At 69.7% G+C, this 14392-nt stretch carries 16 protein-coding genes and 1 pseudogene; 7 read left to right on the top strand and 10 right to left on the bottom strand.

Going from position 1 to position 14392, the window contains the following annotated elements; all coding sequences use genetic code 11:
• Positions 1–70 precede the first annotated feature (70 nt).
• The gene (locus tag E1200_RS22105) at positions 71–643 is read right to left on the bottom strand and encodes a dienelactone hydrolase family protein (RefSeq protein ID WP_131953968.1); all 573 of its coding nucleotides are present in this window, start codon (positions 641–643) and stop codon (positions 71–73) included.
• Between the two features lie 221 nt (positions 644–864).
• Between E1200_RS22105 and trxB the strand changes: the two genes are divergently transcribed.
• Positions 865–1818: a thioredoxin-disulfide reductase gene (gene trxB / locus E1200_RS22100; RefSeq protein WP_131953967.1), complete on the top strand. Its 954-nt coding sequence runs from the start codon at positions 865–867 to the stop codon at positions 1816–1818.
• Between the two features lie 154 nt (positions 1819–1972).
• On the top strand, positions 1973–2287 hold the full coding sequence (gene trxA / locus E1200_RS22095) for a thioredoxin (protein ID WP_131953966.1): 315 nt from the start codon (positions 1973–1975) through the stop codon (positions 2285–2287).
• 347 nt (positions 2288–2634) lie between these two features.
• Here the strand turns inward: trxA and E1200_RS22090 are convergent, their stop codons facing one another.
• A complete protein-coding gene (locus tag E1200_RS22090) occupies positions 2635–3252 on the bottom strand; it encodes a GNAT family N-acetyltransferase (protein ID WP_131953965.1) in 618 nt (205 codons plus the stop codon).
• A gap of 294 nt (positions 3253–3546) precedes the next feature.
• Here E1200_RS22090 and E1200_RS22085 point away from each other — a divergent pair, with 294 nt between their 5' ends.
• The 4 genes from E1200_RS22085 (at position 3547) to E1200_RS22070 (ending at position 7106) form a co-directional block, all read left to right on the top strand.
• On the top strand, positions 3547–4839 hold the full coding sequence (locus E1200_RS22085) for a PLP-dependent aminotransferase family protein (RefSeq protein WP_243708747.1): 1293 nt from the start codon (positions 3547–3549) through the stop codon (positions 4837–4839).
• Positions 4840–4948: 109 nt separating this feature from the next.
• On the top strand, positions 4949–5890 hold the full coding sequence (locus tag E1200_RS22080; protein WP_131953964.1) for a D-alanine--D-alanine ligase: 942 nt from the start codon (positions 4949–4951) through the stop codon (positions 5888–5890).
• 465 nt (positions 5891–6355) lie between these two features.
• Positions 6356–6550, top strand: a complete 195-nt coding sequence (locus tag E1200_RS22075; protein WP_131953963.1) for a hypothetical protein — start codon at positions 6356–6358, stop codon at positions 6548–6550.
• A gap of 214 nt (positions 6551–6764) precedes the next feature.
• Positions 6765–7106: a hypothetical protein gene (locus E1200_RS22070; protein ID WP_131953962.1), complete on the top strand. Its 342-nt coding sequence runs from the start codon at positions 6765–6767 to the stop codon at positions 7104–7106.
• 554 nt (positions 7107–7660) lie between these two features.
• On the opposite strand, the gene E1200_RS22065 is transcribed toward E1200_RS22070, so the two are convergent.
• From E1200_RS22065 to rsmG, 3 genes are all read right to left on the bottom strand, one after another.
• Positions 7661–8647: a ParB/RepB/Spo0J family partition protein gene (locus E1200_RS22065; RefSeq protein WP_131953961.1), complete on the bottom strand. Its 987-nt coding sequence runs from the start codon at positions 8645–8647 to the stop codon at positions 7661–7663.
• Entirely contained in the window at positions 8644–9459 is an 816-nt protein-coding gene (locus E1200_RS22060) for a ParA family protein (RefSeq protein ID WP_131953969.1), read from the bottom strand. Before E1200_RS22060 ends, E1200_RS22065 begins: the two co-directional genes overlap by 4 nt.
• Positions 9460–9797: 338 nt before the next feature.
• The gene (gene rsmG / locus E1200_RS22055) at positions 9798–10475 is read right to left on the bottom strand and encodes a 16S rRNA (guanine(527)-N(7))-methyltransferase RsmG (protein WP_131953960.1); all 678 of its coding nucleotides are present in this window, start codon (positions 10473–10475) and stop codon (positions 9798–9800) included.
• A gap of 234 nt (positions 10476–10709) precedes the next feature.
• Between rsmG and E1200_RS34450 the strand changes: the two genes are divergently transcribed.
• A complete protein-coding gene (locus tag E1200_RS34450) occupies positions 10710–11171 on the top strand; it encodes a DUF6458 family protein (RefSeq protein WP_207933491.1) in 462 nt (153 codons plus the stop codon).
• 493 nt (positions 11172–11664) lie between these two features.
• Here the strand turns inward: E1200_RS34450 and E1200_RS22045 are convergent, their stop codons facing one another.
• The 5 genes and pseudogenes from E1200_RS22045 to rpmH form a co-directional block, all read right to left on the bottom strand.
• Positions 11665–12150 (bottom strand): R3H domain-containing nucleic acid-binding protein, encoded by a 486-nt coding sequence (locus tag E1200_RS22045; RefSeq protein WP_131953959.1) that lies wholly within the window; start codon positions 12148–12150, stop codon positions 11665–11667.
• Between the two features lie 37 nt (positions 12151–12187).
• The gene (gene yidC, locus E1200_RS22040; protein ID WP_131953958.1) at positions 12188–13216 is read right to left on the bottom strand and encodes a membrane protein insertase YidC; all 1029 of its coding nucleotides are present in this window, start codon (positions 13214–13216) and stop codon (positions 12188–12190) included.
• Between the two features lie 175 nt (positions 13217–13391).
• A pseudogene (yidD, locus tag E1200_RS34925) lies at positions 13392–13661 on the bottom strand (membrane protein insertion efficiency factor YidD); the annotation flags it as partial.
• On the bottom strand, positions 13658–14026 hold the full coding sequence (gene rnpA / locus E1200_RS22030; protein WP_131953956.1) for a ribonuclease P protein component: 369 nt from the start codon (positions 14024–14026) through the stop codon (positions 13658–13660). The pseudogene yidD and the gene rnpA, both read right to left, overlap by 4 nt.
• Before the next feature lie 13 nt (positions 14027–14039).
• On the bottom strand, positions 14040–14177 hold the full coding sequence (gene rpmH / locus E1200_RS22025; RefSeq protein WP_131953955.1) for a 50S ribosomal protein L34: 138 nt from the start codon (positions 14175–14177) through the stop codon (positions 14040–14042).
• Positions 14178–14392: the final 215 nt, after the last annotated feature.

The raw sequence follows: 14392 nt of genomic DNA, 5'->3' as shown, positions 1-14392 counted from the left end.
GCCCTGCCCGACCTGCTCGACCCGTCGGACGCCCGACCCGTCCGCGGGCCGGGCGCCGCTTCCCGCACCGTCAGAGGGAGTCGAGGAAGTCCAGGGCGATCGTCCATGCCCGTTCGGCGGCTTCGGCGTCGTGGTCGGGCAGGCCGGGGTCGGTGAACAAGTGCCCGGCACCGCGGTACCGGAAGATCTCGACGTCGGCGCCGGCCCGGCGCATCCGCAGGTACCAGGCGTTCAGCCAGTCGACCGGCTCGTAGGTGTCGGGGTCGGCGACGTGCAGCTGGACGGGGATGTCGGTGGAGACGTCGTCCGCCATGTCGGACGTGCCGTGCATCAGCAGCAGCCCGCCGGCTTCGGCGTCCGCGAACGCGAGGTTCTGGGCGAGCGAACCACCGAGTGAGAACCCCGCGTACACGAGCCCGCCACCGTGCACCAGCGGCGCGGCCGCCGCGACGGCGCGCCGCAGCAACTCGTCCCGGCCGATCTCCTCTTTGATCTCGATTCCCGCTTCGGGCGTGTCGACGACCCGCCCGTCGTAGAGATCGGGGACGTGCACCTCATGCCCGGCCTTGCGGAGCCGCTCCGCCGCCTCCAGCACCGCCGGCCGCAACCCGTACATCGAGTGGAGAAGCAGAACACGCGCCATGGCGAACACCTTACGGCCAGCCGGCGGACGGGGGGCGAACCGGAGCACGCACCGGCCACCTGGACAGGGGTCGGGAAGCCCACTGAAGGAAGGGCTCCGGGCCCGGACGTCCAGGGCGGGATGGACACGCCACCGTGCCGGGAATCAGCGGGGCCTAGTATCGGTTGACGCGAGTGACGCGGCTAGCGGCATTGGTGGCCATTGAGGAGAGGCGCAGAACAGTGAGCGACGTCCGTAACGTCATCATCATCGGATCGGGTCCAGCGGGCTACACGGCCGCCGTCTACGCCGCCCGCGGCGACCTGAAGCCGCTGGTGTTCGAGGGGTCGGTGACGGCCGGTGGCGCCCTGATGAACACCACCGACGTGGAGAACTTCCCCGGCTTCCCGGACGGCATCCTCGGCCCGGACCTCATGGACAACCTGCGCAAGCAGGCGGAGCGCTTCGGCGCGGAGCTCATCACCGACGACGTCACCGAGGTCGACCTCACCGCCGACCCGAAGGTCGTGAAGGTCGGCGACGAGACCTACCTCGCCCGGACCGTGATCGTCGCGACCGGCTCCGGCTACCGCGAGCTGGGCCTGCCGGACGAGAAGCGCCTGTCGGGACGCGGCGTGTCCTGGTGTGCGACGTGTGACGGCTTCTTCTTCCGCGAGCAGGACATCGCCGTCGTCGGCGGCGGCGACACCGCGATGGAGGAGGCGATCTTCCTCACCAAGTTCGCCCGCTCCGTCACCGTGATCCACCGCCGCGACCAGCTGCGCGCCTCCAAGATCATGCAGGAGCGCGCGTTCGCCAACGAGAAGATCAAGTTCCTGTGGGACAGCGAGGTCACCGGCATCATCGGCGACGACCGCGTCACCGCGGTGACCGTCCGGAACACGAAGAGCGGTGAGACGTCGTCGCTGGAGGTCACCGGCCTGTTCATCGCGATCGGCCACGACCCGCGCAGCGAGCTCTTCGCCGGCCAGCTGGAGACCGACACCGACGGCTACCTGCTGGTCGACGCCCCCACGACGAAGACGAAGGTCCCCGGCGTGTTCGCCTGCGGGGACGTCGTCGACCACATCTATCGTCAGGCCGTCACCGCCGCCGGCACCGGCTGCTCGGCCGCCATCGACGCCGAGCGGTGGCTGCAGGACCAGGACGCCGAGGACAACGTCCCGCAGTCCTGAGCCTTCTGCCCGTCCGTCCGCGCGGCCGTGCGACCGCCCGTCCGGCACGCCGGAGGCTCCGGCCTCACGCCGCGTTCGCCCGCGGGCAGGGGCGCCGACCACGACGCGCACGGAGCCCCGCCTGCGCGCGAGACGCAAGAACTGAAGGAGAACCATGAAAGCCGTGACCGACGCCGACTTCGCCTCCGAGGTCCTGAAGAACGACAAGCCGGTCCTCGTCGACTTCTGGGCCGAGTGGTGCGGCCCCTGCCGCATGGTGGCGCCGATCCTGGAGGAGATCTCCAAGGAGCACGGCGACAAGATCGAGATCGTGAAGCTCAACATCGACGAGAACCCGCAGGTGCCGCAGAAGTACGGCATCATGCAGATCCCGACGATGAACGTCTACAAGGGCGGCGAGGTCGTCAAGCAGATCATGGGCGCCAAGCCCAAGGCGGCCCTCCTGAAGGACCTCTCCGAGTTCATCTGAGCGTCCAGAACGCCATGCGTCTGGACACCCTCGCCTGGTCGTCCCCGAGGCGCTGACTGTGGCCCGCACTCCACCAGGAGCGCGGGCCACAAGCTTTAGAAAGACACGCCCCACCCACCCGGGGCGGACCGCTTACCTCCAGCATCAAGCCCCTCCCAACCATGGGGAAGGGAAAACGCGCCCTGTGGATAACTCCGTGACGAAAGCCCCCGGTCGGCGCCAGAAGAGGTGAAACGGACGGGGCGCCTCAGGAAGAGCAGGCCCGAACCAGGCCGAGACCGCGGTCTCCGTGAGCACAGGGGGCGGGCAGTCGCGCGAACCGACGGAGCCGGAGGGCTGAGAGAGCCCTAGACGGGACGGAGCGCCCCTTCTGGGGTCATGGAGCCTAGGAGGCGTTCCAACGCCACCTCGACGTCCTCGCGCCACGACAGAGCCGATTTCAGCTCAAGCCGCAGCCGCGGGTACCGGTGATGCGGTCGGACGGTCTTGAAACCGACCGACAGCAGGTAATCGGCGGGCACCATGCACCCGCCCTCTTCGCCCTTCAGGTCGCCGAACGCCTCGATCGCCTTCACCGCGCGCCGGGTGAGGTCCTTCGCGACGCCCTGGACCAGCATCCGGCCGAGCCCGCCGCCCGCGAACTCCGGGAGGATGTGCCCGGTCATCAGCAGCACCGCGTCCGCGCTGACGGGGCTCGTCGGGAACGCCACCGAGCGCGGGACGTACAGCGGCGGCGCGTACATCACGAACCCCGCGGGGACGTTGTCGACGTACACGATCTTGCCGCAGCTGCCCCATTCGAGGAGCGTCGAGGACGTCCACGCCTCCTTCTCCAGGGCGGAGTCACCGGACGCCAGGGCGCGGTCCCCGCTGACCGGGTCGAGTTCCCAGAAGACGCACCCGCGGCATCGGTGCGGCAGATCGCCGAGATTGTCCAGCGTGATGTTGACCAGACGACGCGACACCGGGCCGGCACCCCCTGTTGCGATCGAAACCGGCGGCCGGGCCGGGCCGGTGGTTTCTCGGGCGGAACGCCACTCGCGGAACTCCCCGGAACATTCCGGGGCCCTCGGGCATCGTATCGGACAGGGGAGTTCCTACCCCGATGGCGCGCCCGGCAAGGATCTTGTGCCGGGACCGTCCGCCCGGGCGGTCTCGACGACGGTACGGACGGGACGGCGCGCATCCAGGGTCTTCGCCGAATCGCCCGGCCGATGGCGTAGTTTGCAGGGCAAGCCAGTCCACCTCGGAGGTGCCTCGTGGAACAGCACTCGCGCACAGATGCCTACACCGATCGCTACGCCGCCCGTGCCGCCGGCATGGTGCCGTCCGAGATCCGGGCTCTGTTCGCGATGGCCGCCCGTCCCGAGGTGGTCTCCCTCGCCGGCGGAATGCCGTACGTCTCCGCGCTCCCCCTCGACGCCGTCGGCCAGATGGTGGGGGAGCTGGTCGCGGGCAAGGGCGCGGACGTCCTGCAGTACGGCTCCGCGCAGGGCGACGAGCAGCTCCGCGAGCACATCTGCGAGGTGATGTCCCTCGAAGGCATCCAGGCGTCCGCGGACGACGTCGTCGTCACCGTCGGCGCCCAGCAGGCCCTCGACCTCATCACCAAGATCTTCATCGACCCGGGGGACGTGATCCTCGCGGAGGCGCCCTCCTATGTCGGCGCACTCGGAACGTTCGCGTCATACCAGGCGGACGTCGTGCACGTCCCGCTCGACAACGCGGGCCTCATCCCCAGCGCGCTCCGCGAAACCCTGGCGCGGCTGCGCCGGGAGGGACGTCCGGTCAAGTTCCTCTACTCCGTCCCGACGTTCCAGAACCCCGCGGGCGTCACCCTCACCACCGCGCGCCGCGCGCAGATCCTCGAAATATGCGCCGAATACGACGTGCTGGTCGTCGAGGACAATCCGTACGGGCTCCTCGGCTTCGAGGGCGAGCCCATGCGGGCGCTGCGCGCGGACGACCCGGACCGCGTCATCTACCTCGGCTCGTTCTCCAAGACGATCGCCTCCGGCCTCCGGGTCGGCTGGGTGCTGGCGCCGCACGCCATCCGGGCGAAACTCGTGCTGGCCGCCGAGTCCGCGATCCTGTGCCCGTCGAACTTCTCCCAGCTCGCCGTCCGGGAGTACCTCGCGACGCAGCCGTGGCGAGAGCAGATCAAGGACTTCCGTGAGCTCTACCGGGCCCGCCGCGACGCGATGCTCGACTCGCTCGGCCAGCTCATGCCGGACGGCTGCACCTGGACGCATCCCAACGGCGGCTTCTTCGTCTGGGTGACGCTCCCCGAGGGCCTCGACGCGAAGGCCATGGCGCCCCGCGCGATCGCCGAACGCGTCGCGTACGTCCCGGGAACCGGCTTCTTCGCCGACGGGACCGGCCACCGCCACATGCGGCTCTCCTACTGCTTCCCCGAGCCGGGCCGGATCCGCGAGGGCATCAGGCGGCTCGCGGGCGTGGTCGAAGACGAGATCCGGCTCCGGGACACCTTCGGCGGTGCCGTAACGGGCGGTTCCACCGGCTTCCAGACGCCCGGCCCGGACGTCGTCTGAATGTTTCACGTGAAACGCGCCGGCCTCCCGGTCATCCGGTCTCGGTGACCATGCCCGGGAGGCCGGCGTTTTCGTTTCGCAACCCCGTCACTTAGAGGAGCACCAACCAGTGGAACTCGGGCATGTCGTCGTTCTGGCCGGGGGAATCTCCTACGAGCGGGAGGTCTCACTCCGCTCAGGCCGCCGCGTATCGGACGCACTGCGCGCCCTCGACATCCCCGTCGAACTCCGCGATGCCGACGCCACGCTCCTCGACTCCCTCACCGAAGACCCACCGGACGTCGTGTTCCCCGTCCTGCACGGCGCGGCCGGTGAGGACGGCTCGATTCGCGACATCCTCGAACTCTTGGACGTCCCGTACGTCGGCGCGCGTCCCGACGCCTGTCGTGTCGCCTGGGACAAGCCCACCGCCAAGTCCGTCGTGCGCCGCGCCGACCTCCGCACCCCGCGGTCGGTCGCACTGCCCAAGGAGATCTTCCACGACCTCGGCGCGGCGTCCGTGCTGGACCGCATCATCCGCCGCCTCGGCCTGCCGCTCTTCGTGAAGCCCACCCGGGGCGGCTCGGCTCTCGGCGCCTCCGTCGTCCACGACGCCGCCGACCTCTCCGCCGCCATGGTCGGCTGCTTCGCCTACGGCGACGCCGCGCTCGTCGAGGAGTACGTCGCCGGCACGGAGGTCGCCGTCAGCGTCATCGAACGCGACGGCGTCCCCATGGCGCTCCCCGCCGTCGAGATCGTTGCCCCCGGCGGACGCTACGACTACACCGCCCGCTACGACGCCGGCGACACCGAGTTCATCACCCCGGCCCGGCTGACCCCGGACGCCACGGAACGCGCCACCGCCGCCGCGGTCACCGCACACCGCGCCCTCGGCCTCCGCGACCTCTCCCGCACCGACCTCATCGTCTCCCCCGACGGCGAAGTGCACTTCCTCGAAGTCAACGTCGCCCCCGGCATGACCGAGACGAGCCTCTTCCCCCGAGCGATCAGCGGCGCCGACCTAGACCTGGGCGAAGTCTGCCGCGCCCTACTCACCACCCGCCTCGCCTAAGGTGACCGCCCTCCTAGCGGCAACCGCCCGCATCACCTGACTAACCCGCTCGCCACGCCACCGCCAGCCCGCAACCTGTCGTCGCCTTCCGCCCTCCCAGACATTCCCACCTCCCTGCCCAAGCTCCAGGCGCTAAGGCGTCCGCCAACCTCACGTTGCAGCACTGGGGCCACGGACACGAGGGGCCAGCGGCGCAGGCCGTCGGTGTGCAGCAGGTAGATGCCGGCGCGGTTGCCGAGGCGGGATCCCCGCAGAGCGCGGGACCCGGAAGTTCGCCTACAGAAGCTCCACCTTGGCCGCTACACCTTGGCCGCTACACCTTGGCCGCTCCACCTTGGCCGCTTCGCCTCGGCGAGCGATGGCCGAGCATCCCCGGCCATCGGCAGGAAGGCAGAATGGCGTCGACGCGATGCCTTCGCTGCTTCCATTTCTTTCTCGTTGCCTCTGCGATGCGCCCCGTTTCACGTGAAACAGGTCGCGAATCGCTGCCCGCCGCCCAACCTCCTCCGCCCCACCGCGATTGCCGCTCGATGCGACGACCCGGTCGCCTGCTCCGCCGAACTGCCTGCCCATCCCCGGCCGGTGGACGAGGCGCAGCGGCTGCATCCCAAGCACGTCCCCGAGCGCCGTCTTGAACTGACCCTGTACTGGCTTATCTGACTCCGCCCCGAGCCCCGCCATGTTCCACGTGAAACAACGAAGGTGCTCCATCTGCGGATGCCATCGACTGTGACAACTGGGGCGTGCTGCAGGCGTCCGTTCGAGGGCGAAGGCGCAAGGATGGACGACCTGCGCCATGCCGTCCTTGCTCGTGCCAACGCGGCTGGATCTCGGATCTCCGAGCCCTGTCATGCCACCTCGGTACGCTCGGGCGATGAGCGTCTCCCTCTACTACTCCGCCATCCGGCCGACACCACTCACGGATGGCGAGACGGCCGCTGTCGACCGGATCGTCGCCGCGCACATGGAGTCCTTCCCGTACGAGTACGAGGAGACCCTGTACCTGTACGAGAACGGGGCGGGAGAGCCGGACGAGATCGTGGCCGGGTCCACGAAGATGCCGACCGACTTCGATCGAGTGGTACCAGTCCTCGATCATGTGTTGTCATCGCTGACCCAGATGCGTCGCTCGCTACCGGGCGCCGAGTGGCGTGTGCACCTGGACGACCTCGATATCCCGTGGGACGAGACCGATGGCTACTTCTTGCCCGAGTAGGGAGCGGAGGCGGCCGGCCCGTCCCTCGCATGGTGCGGTGCAGGGGCCACAGGTAAGCGGAGCATGGGAGACCCCCGACCGTATGAGGCAGCGAGCCACTCTCCAGAGTCCGCGAATGCCCGTATGGGCCATGGTCGATCCAGCGCGAGGAATGGGAAGCGGAAGGGGGAATCGAGCGGGGGTCGGATGACGACGCCGCGTGAACTTCCCCGCCTCCTTTCAACGCCCTCCTCCCACGAGCCCACGGCCTCTAGAGTTCGACGATCACGGGCACCCAACTGCGCGCGCCGCCTGTTTCACGTGAAACAGGAGACGGGGCGTGACGGTCTCGGTCATCTGCCACGGTCTAGGTGATCCACAAGGAGCCCCCGCCGTTCCCTGCGCCATCGGGCCCGGTAGTCCCAACCGTCTCGCGCAGCGGGCGGGGGAGCGCGCCCGCCCGACAGTTTGCCTCCTCCTCACCCTTGGCCAAGTATCGACCGCAGGCGGCAGGGCGTAGGGAGAGCAGACGAGCGCCCCGGGAGGATCCTCCCGGGGCGCTCGTTCGTTGGGCGTCAGAGTTCGGTCGGGGCGTCGTCCGGCGGGGCCATTGACTTGATGATGCGGTCGAGGTCTTCCAGAGTGGCGAACTCGACCACGATCTTGCCCTTGTTGCGCCCCATGTCGACGCGCACCTTGGTCTCGTAGCGGTCGGAGAGGCGCTCCGCCAGCTCTTGCAGACCGGGAGCGACGGGCTTCTTGCGCCGTCCCTGCCGCGGCGCCTTCGGTTCGTCGACCTCGCGTAGCGCGATGAGCTCTTCGAGCGCCCGCACGGAAAGCCCCTCCTGGACGATCCGCTGCGCCAGGTGCTCCTGAGCCTCGGTGCTGTCGAGGGACAACAGGGCACGCGCATGACCGGCGGACAGAACGCCCGCGGCGACCCGGCGCTGGACGGCCGGCGGCAGGTTCAGCAGGCGCAGCGTGTTCGTGATGTGCGGTCGCGACCGTCCGATGCGTCCGGCGAGCTGTTCGTGGGTGGCGCCGAAGTCCTGGAGGAGCTGCTGGTACGCGGCAGCCTCTTCGAGCGGATTGAGCTGCTGGCGGTGCAGGTTCTCAATGAGCGCGTCACGGAGAAGGTCGTTGTCGCTGGTGTCGCGGACGATCGCCGGGATGACGTCCAGTCCGGCCAACTTGGACGCGCGCCAGCGGCGCTCGCCCATGATGAGCTCGTACTCGTGGTCGCCCGAGGTGATCCTGCGGACGACGATCGGCTGCAGGAGGCCGACGATGCCGATCGACTCGGCCAGCTCCGCGAGGGCCTGCTCGTCGAAGTGCTCGCGCGGCTGGCGCGGGTTGACGGTGATCGAGCCGAGGGGCAGCTCGGCGAAGTGGGCGCCGGCGACCGGTTCAAGCGGCGGCTCTACTGAGGCGCCGTTGGCCGGGGGAGCCGCGGGGCCGCCCGGGAATCCCGGCTCGCCCATCTCGGCCGGGGCCGACGGGGGCGGCGAGGTGGGAATGAGGGCACCGAGGCCCTTCCCCAGGCCGCGTCGCTGCTGGCTCACTGTGCGGCTCCTCCATGGGCCATCTCCGAGGCGGCTTCGCTGTAGGCGAGGGCGCCGCTCGAACCGGGGTCGTAGGTCATGACGGACTGTCCGTAGCTCGGGGCCTCGGACACCCGGACGCTGCGGGGGATCACGGTGTTCAGGACGACGTCACCGAAGTGGTTGCGGACGTCCTCCGCGACCTGCGCGGCGAGACGCGTCCGGGCGTCGTACATCGTGAGAAGGATCGTGGACACCTTCAGCTTCTGGTTGAGGTGCGCCTTGACGAGGTCGACGGTCCGGATGAGCTGCCCGAGCCCCTCCAGCGCGTAGTACTCGCACTGGATCGGGATGAGCAGCTCGTCCCCGCCCACGAGGGCGTTCACGGTGAGCAGCCCGAGGGACGGCGGGCAGTCGATGAGGACGTAGTCGAACTTCTCGGTGTCGTAGGCGTCGAGCGCCCGGCGCAGCCGCGACTCGCGGGCCACTTTGGAGACCAGTTCGATCTCGGCGCCGGCGAGGTTGAGGGTCGCGGGCGCGCAGAAGAGGTTCGGGATCTCCGGCGCGGGCACGATGATGTCGGCGAGCGCCATGTCCTCGATCAGCACGTCGTAGATCGACGGGACCTCGGCGTGGTGCTCGACACCGAGCGCGGTAGAGGCGTTGCCCTGGGGATCGAGGTCGACCACGAGCACCTGGGCGCCGTGCATGGCGAGCGATGCGGCGAGGTTCACCGAACTGGTGGTCTTGCCGACGCCGCCCTTCTGGTTGGCGATGGTGATGACGCGGCATCTATCCGGCCGCGGCCACTCCCTGTCCCTGCGGCCCGGCATCGCCTTCACCGCCGTGGCCGATGTTTCATGTGAAACCTTGGCGTCCTTGAGCGCCTCGCGCACGAGTTCTGACTCCCCCTGAGTTGGTCCCTTGCGGGGCCCGGGCGGCGCGGCGGCGGCCTGCGTCGGTACATAGCCGACGTTCTCGGCCGTACCAGACGTCGTACTGCCCCACATCGCGTGTCCAGAGGGCGCGGCCCCCGGCTCCTTGGCCGGACCTTGCCCCCCTGGCGTCCCGGCGGGCGGCGTCGTCGCCTCGCCGGGGCCACCCAGGCCGAATGGCTGTTCGTCGGGGGATTCGCCTGTGCGGTCAGGCCGGCCCAGTCCTGGTCCCGTGCTCATGAAGACCTCTTCCTCGACCCTTTGGCACGCCGGGGTGCGCGCTGTCGTCGTCCGACAACCCCGCCTCGGCCGGCGACCACACGGACGAGCGTTGTCGGCGGATCGACCATACCTTGCCCGACTTGAAGCAGTTCGGTGGTACGCACCTCGAACCGTTCCAGGACGGGTGCCGCCTCGTCCAGTTCGGCGGCGGCCCGCTCACCCTTGAGTGCGAGCAGTTCGCCTCCCGGGCGCAGCAGCGGAAGCGCCCAGGCCGCGAGCCGTTCGAGCGGTGCGACGGCCCGCGCGGTCGCCACGTCCACGGAGAACTCCTCGGCGACGTCCTCGGCCCGTGCCCGGCACACCACGACGTTCGGCAGATCGAGCATCTCGACGCACTCGTTCAGGAAGGTCGTCCGGCGCAGCAGCGGTTCCAGCAGCGTGACCCGCAGGTCAGGCCGGACGATCGCGAGGACGATGCCCGGCAGCCCGGCTCCCGAGCCGATGTCGACGACCTGCGCGTCCGCCTGAATCACCTCGGACACCACCGCGCAGTTGATCAGGTGGCGTTCCCAGAGCCGGTCGACCTCGCGCGGCCCGATGAGCCCGCGCTCGACGCCGGCCTCGGCGAGGAACGCCGCATAGCGCTCCGCGACCGGCAACGCGTCACCGAATACCTCCCGTGCAATCCCCATCAGACGAATCGTTCCACAGAACCAAGCGTGCGCGTGCACACGAAACGTCCGTTCGCCGGGTTCCGGGCCTGGACCGCCCGGCCCGCGCCCCGGATCAGCGGCCGGATGGACGGGCTCGGCGGGGCCGCGGAGCCTTGCGTTTTGGCAAGAACAACATGACCTGTCGGCATAACTGCGTCCCCTCGGGTAAAGGCGGGGTGTCGCCCGACCTCCCCCCGGAAGGAGCTCCGACAGATGGGAATCGGAGTCAGTCTCGCTTTCATCGCCATCGGCGCGATCCTCGCGTTCGCGCTCCGCGTCGAGCTCAGTGGCATAGATATCACCCTGGTCGGCTTGATCCTGATCCTGGTGGGGCTCATCAGCATGGGGTTCACCCTTCGGTACACCCGGCCCCGGCGCCGCGCCGGCCGTGTTGTGGGCGCCGACCCCGCCTACGGGGACGAGCCGGAAGAGGTGATCCATGAGGAGCACATCGTGGAGGAGCCGGCGCCTGCCGGACGTCCGGCCGAACGAGTCGAACGCGTGATCGAGCGCCCGGCAGAGGGAAGCGTGACGCACAGCAACGTCGCCCAAGACCCGGCCTACGCCCAGGACCCCGCGCACGCTCAGGACCCGGCCGTGCAGAACGCGTCCGGCCTCGACGCGGAAGGACGGGCCGTCCCGCGCCGCCGGTGGCGCCGGACCGTTCGGAGATGACCGCCTGCCGTCCCTGATCCTGCTCGGTGTGCTCGGGCGGCGGCGCACACCGAGCTCCCTGGGGCCCCGCGCCGGGCAGGGCGCGGGGCCCTCCCCTGCGTTATCCACAGGCGGCGATTTCCCAACCTCCCGGGCACGGGGCGCTTGACACTGGAGGTAAGCGGTCCGCCCCCGGGCGGGAGGGGCCTGCTTTTCAATCCCTTGTCCTCGCACCATCCCGTCTACTCCACCCCGCCACTGCTCCACCCCGCGCACGCCTCCACCCCGCGCTTGCGAACGGCCCCGGGCATGCGAACGGCCCCGGGCATGCGAACGGCCCCGGGCATGCGAACGGCCCCGGGCATGCGAACGGCCCCGGGCATGCGAACGGCCCCGGGCATGCGAACGGCCCCGGGCATGCGAACGGCTCCGCGCATGCGAACGGCCCCGGTGCCGGGGCATCGGGGCCGTTCGTGGGTCGTGCGTGTGAGAGGCGGGGGCAGCCGCCGGGCCGTCAGGCGGGGTAGACGACCACGTAGCGGTCGGGTTCTTCGCCTTCGGACTCGCTGCGCAGGCCCGCGGCGGCGACCGCGTCATGGACGATCTTGCGCTCGAACGGGGTCATCGGGGCGAGCGGCTTCGACTCGCCGCTCTGCTTGACCTCGTCCGCGACGTCGGTGCCGAGCTTGGTCAGTTCGGCGCGGCGACGCTCACGGTAGCCGCCGATGTCGAGCATGAGGCGGGTGCGGTTGCCCGTCTGCCGGTGGACGGCCAGGCGGGTCAGCTCCTGCAGCGCCTCCAGGACCTCGCCGCGCTTGCCGACCAGCTCGTCCAGGGACGCGCCGACGACGGCCACGATGGCGCGTTCGCCCTCGACGTCCATGTCGATGTCGCCGTCGTAGTCACCGATGTCCAGCAGGCCCTCGATGTAGTCGGCGGCGATCTCGCCTTCCTGCTCGAGCGCCTGGACGTCGACCTCGGTGGTGTCGGTCTGGCTCAACGGGGTCTCCTTCTCGGGCACGTGCTCGGGGTTCAAACTAGCGCTTCGGGGTGCCGCTGCGCTTGCTGCGCGGCTTGCGGGTCGGCTGGTTGCGCACGACCTTGGGCTTGTCGTCGGTCTCGGGGACGGTGTCCGTCTCCTTCTTCAGCTTCGTCTTCCCGCCGGACGCCGCCTGCCCGTTCTTCACAGCGGACGCCTTCGCACCGGCCTTCGCACCGGCCTTGGCACCCGCCTTCGCGGCGGCGGCCTTCGAGCCCGCCTTCGAGCCCGCCTTGCCGGAGGCCGGCGGCGTGTCGGCGTCCGCGGTGGGCGGCGGGTACTTCTTGAAGATGTAGTGCTGCTGCGCAAGCGTCCAGCTGTTGGACGTGACCCAGTACATGAGGACGCCCAGCGGGAACCCGAGTCCGAAGAGGCCGAACAGCGGCGCCATGAAGACCATCATCTTCTGCGCCTGCATCATCGGGTTGGCGTCGTCGGTGATGGGCTGGCGCTTCATGCTCGCCCGGACGGTGAAGAACGTCGTGATGGAGCTGATCACCACGGCCACACCGGTGATGGCGATCGCGATCCAGTTCTTGGGGTCCGCACTGAAGGCGTTGAGGAACGTGTCCGGGATGTGGGCGCCGAAGATGCTGGCCTTCTGGGCGCTCTGCACCAGGTCCGCCGTGACGGCGAAGACGCTCTCGCCCTCGTCGGCGTCGGAGATGCGGCGCAGCACCTGGAACAGCCCGATGAAGATCGGCATCTGGACCAGGATCGGCAGGCAGCCCGCGAGCGGGTTGGCGCCGTTCTCCTGGTAGAGCTTCATGACCTCCTGGTTCATGCGCTGCTTGTCGTTCTTGTACTTCTTGCGCAGCGCCTGGACCTTGGGGTTCAGCTCCTGCATCTTCCGCGATGCGTGGATCTGCTTGACGAACAGGGGGACGAGGACGAGTCGCAGCAGGACCGTCAGCAGGATGATCGAGCCGCCCCAGGCCCATCCACTGTCCTCGGGGACGACGGTGCTCAGCCCCGAGTGAATCCACACGATGAGCTGAGCGACGATCTCATACAACCAGTCAAGCACCGGGCAGCTCCTTGGGCTCTGCTAGGGCGGGGCCGCTCTCCTCGCGGCCGGAGTTCGAAGAGGCCGCCGCGGATCGCCTCGGGGACGAATCCCCCGAGCCCCCGGAGGGGGTCGATCGCTCCTGGGGGACGTGTCCCTCAGGCTCCCCGGAGAAAGGCGTCCCGGACGTCCTCTTCGGCGGCACCGGGTCGTAGCCCCCCGGGTTGAAGGGGTGGCACCGCGCGATGCGGCGGGCCGTCAGCCACGTGCCGCGCGGCGCCCCGTGCACCTGGAGGGCCTCCAGGCCGTACGCGCTGCAGCTGGGCTGGAATCTGCACTGCTGCCCGAGCAGGGGACTCAAGAAGCGGCGGTAGGCGCGGACGAGAAGGATCAGCAGGCTCGCGACAGGGCCCGGGGACCCCGCCGGTTGCCGGGACGGACGCACCGTCCCCTGCCGACTCCTCATCTTCGCCCCTTGGACGCGGGCCGCAGCAGCCGATCGAGTGCCGACTCGAGATCCGCGGCCGTTTCGTCAGGGCGCGCCGTCCCCGCCCGGGGGTTGGCGCGCACTACGAGCAGGCTACCCGCTGGGAGCCGGTCGAGGTGCTGGCGCATCAGGTGCCGGAGCCGCCGTCGCACCGCGTTGCGGACGACGGCGTTCCCCACGGTGCGGGCCACGATGAACCCGACCAGCGGCGGGGCGTCCGCGCCTGCGTTCTCGTCCGGCTGAAGCAGATGGACCACGACGTTTGGCCGTCCGGCGCGGCGCCCGCGCCGGACGGCCAGCGTGAAGTCGTCCCGCCGCCGCATCCGGTTTCCGGAGGGCAGCACAGTGAAGTGGTGGTCAGACCGCGATGCGGGCGCGACCCTTGCTGCGCCGGTTGGTCAGGATGGCCCGGCCGGCGCGAGTGCGCATGCGCAGCCGGAAGCCGTGCTTCTTGTGGCGACGACGGTTGTTCGGCTGAAAAGTACGCTTGCTCACTTGAGGCTCCAGTGCTGCGGTCGGTTCGTCTTGAAAGGCGCGATGTCACGCATCGAGGGCCGCGTCCGGTCCCCCGCAGCGGGGGCCCACCCTAGCTCGCCTTGCTGGAACTGCCGGCGGGCACGCGTCATCTCCGTCGATGCGACTCGACCTCAGCACGTTACGGGCTGAGCGGGTACCCGGTCAAACGCGGCGACCGCGGCGGGGCCGGGCAG

The sequence above is a fragment of the Actinomadura sp. GC306 genome, from assembly GCF_004348665.1.
Taxonomy (GTDB): domain Bacteria; phylum Actinomycetota; class Actinomycetes; order Streptosporangiales; family Streptosporangiaceae; genus Spirillospora.
The sequence above is the reverse complement of the archived record's forward strand: the minus strand, read 5'-3'. Positions and strand labels throughout refer to the sequence as shown.

Coding starts and splice junctions, on each gene's coding strand:
- E1200_RS22105 (WP_131953968.1), bottom strand. CDS start 643: ATGGCGCGTGTTCTGCTTCTCCACTCGATGTACGGGTTGCGGCCGGCG.
- trxA (WP_131953966.1), top strand. CDS start 1,973: ATGAAAGCCGTGACCGACGCCGACTTCGCCTCCGAGGTCCTGAAGAAC.
- E1200_RS22070 (WP_131953962.1), top strand. CDS start 6,765: ATGAGCGTCTCCCTCTACTACTCCGCCATCCGGCCGACACCACTCACG.
- E1200_RS22060 (WP_131953969.1), bottom strand. CDS start 9,459: ATGCCGGGCCGCAGGGACAGGGAGTGGCCGCGGCCGGATAGATGCCGC.
- rsmG (WP_131953960.1), bottom strand. CDS start 10,475: ATGGGGATTGCACGGGAGGTATTCGGTGACGCGTTGCCGGTCGCGGAG.
- E1200_RS34450 (WP_207933491.1), top strand. CDS start 10,710: ATGGGAATCGGAGTCAGTCTCGCTTTCATCGCCATCGGCGCGATCCTC.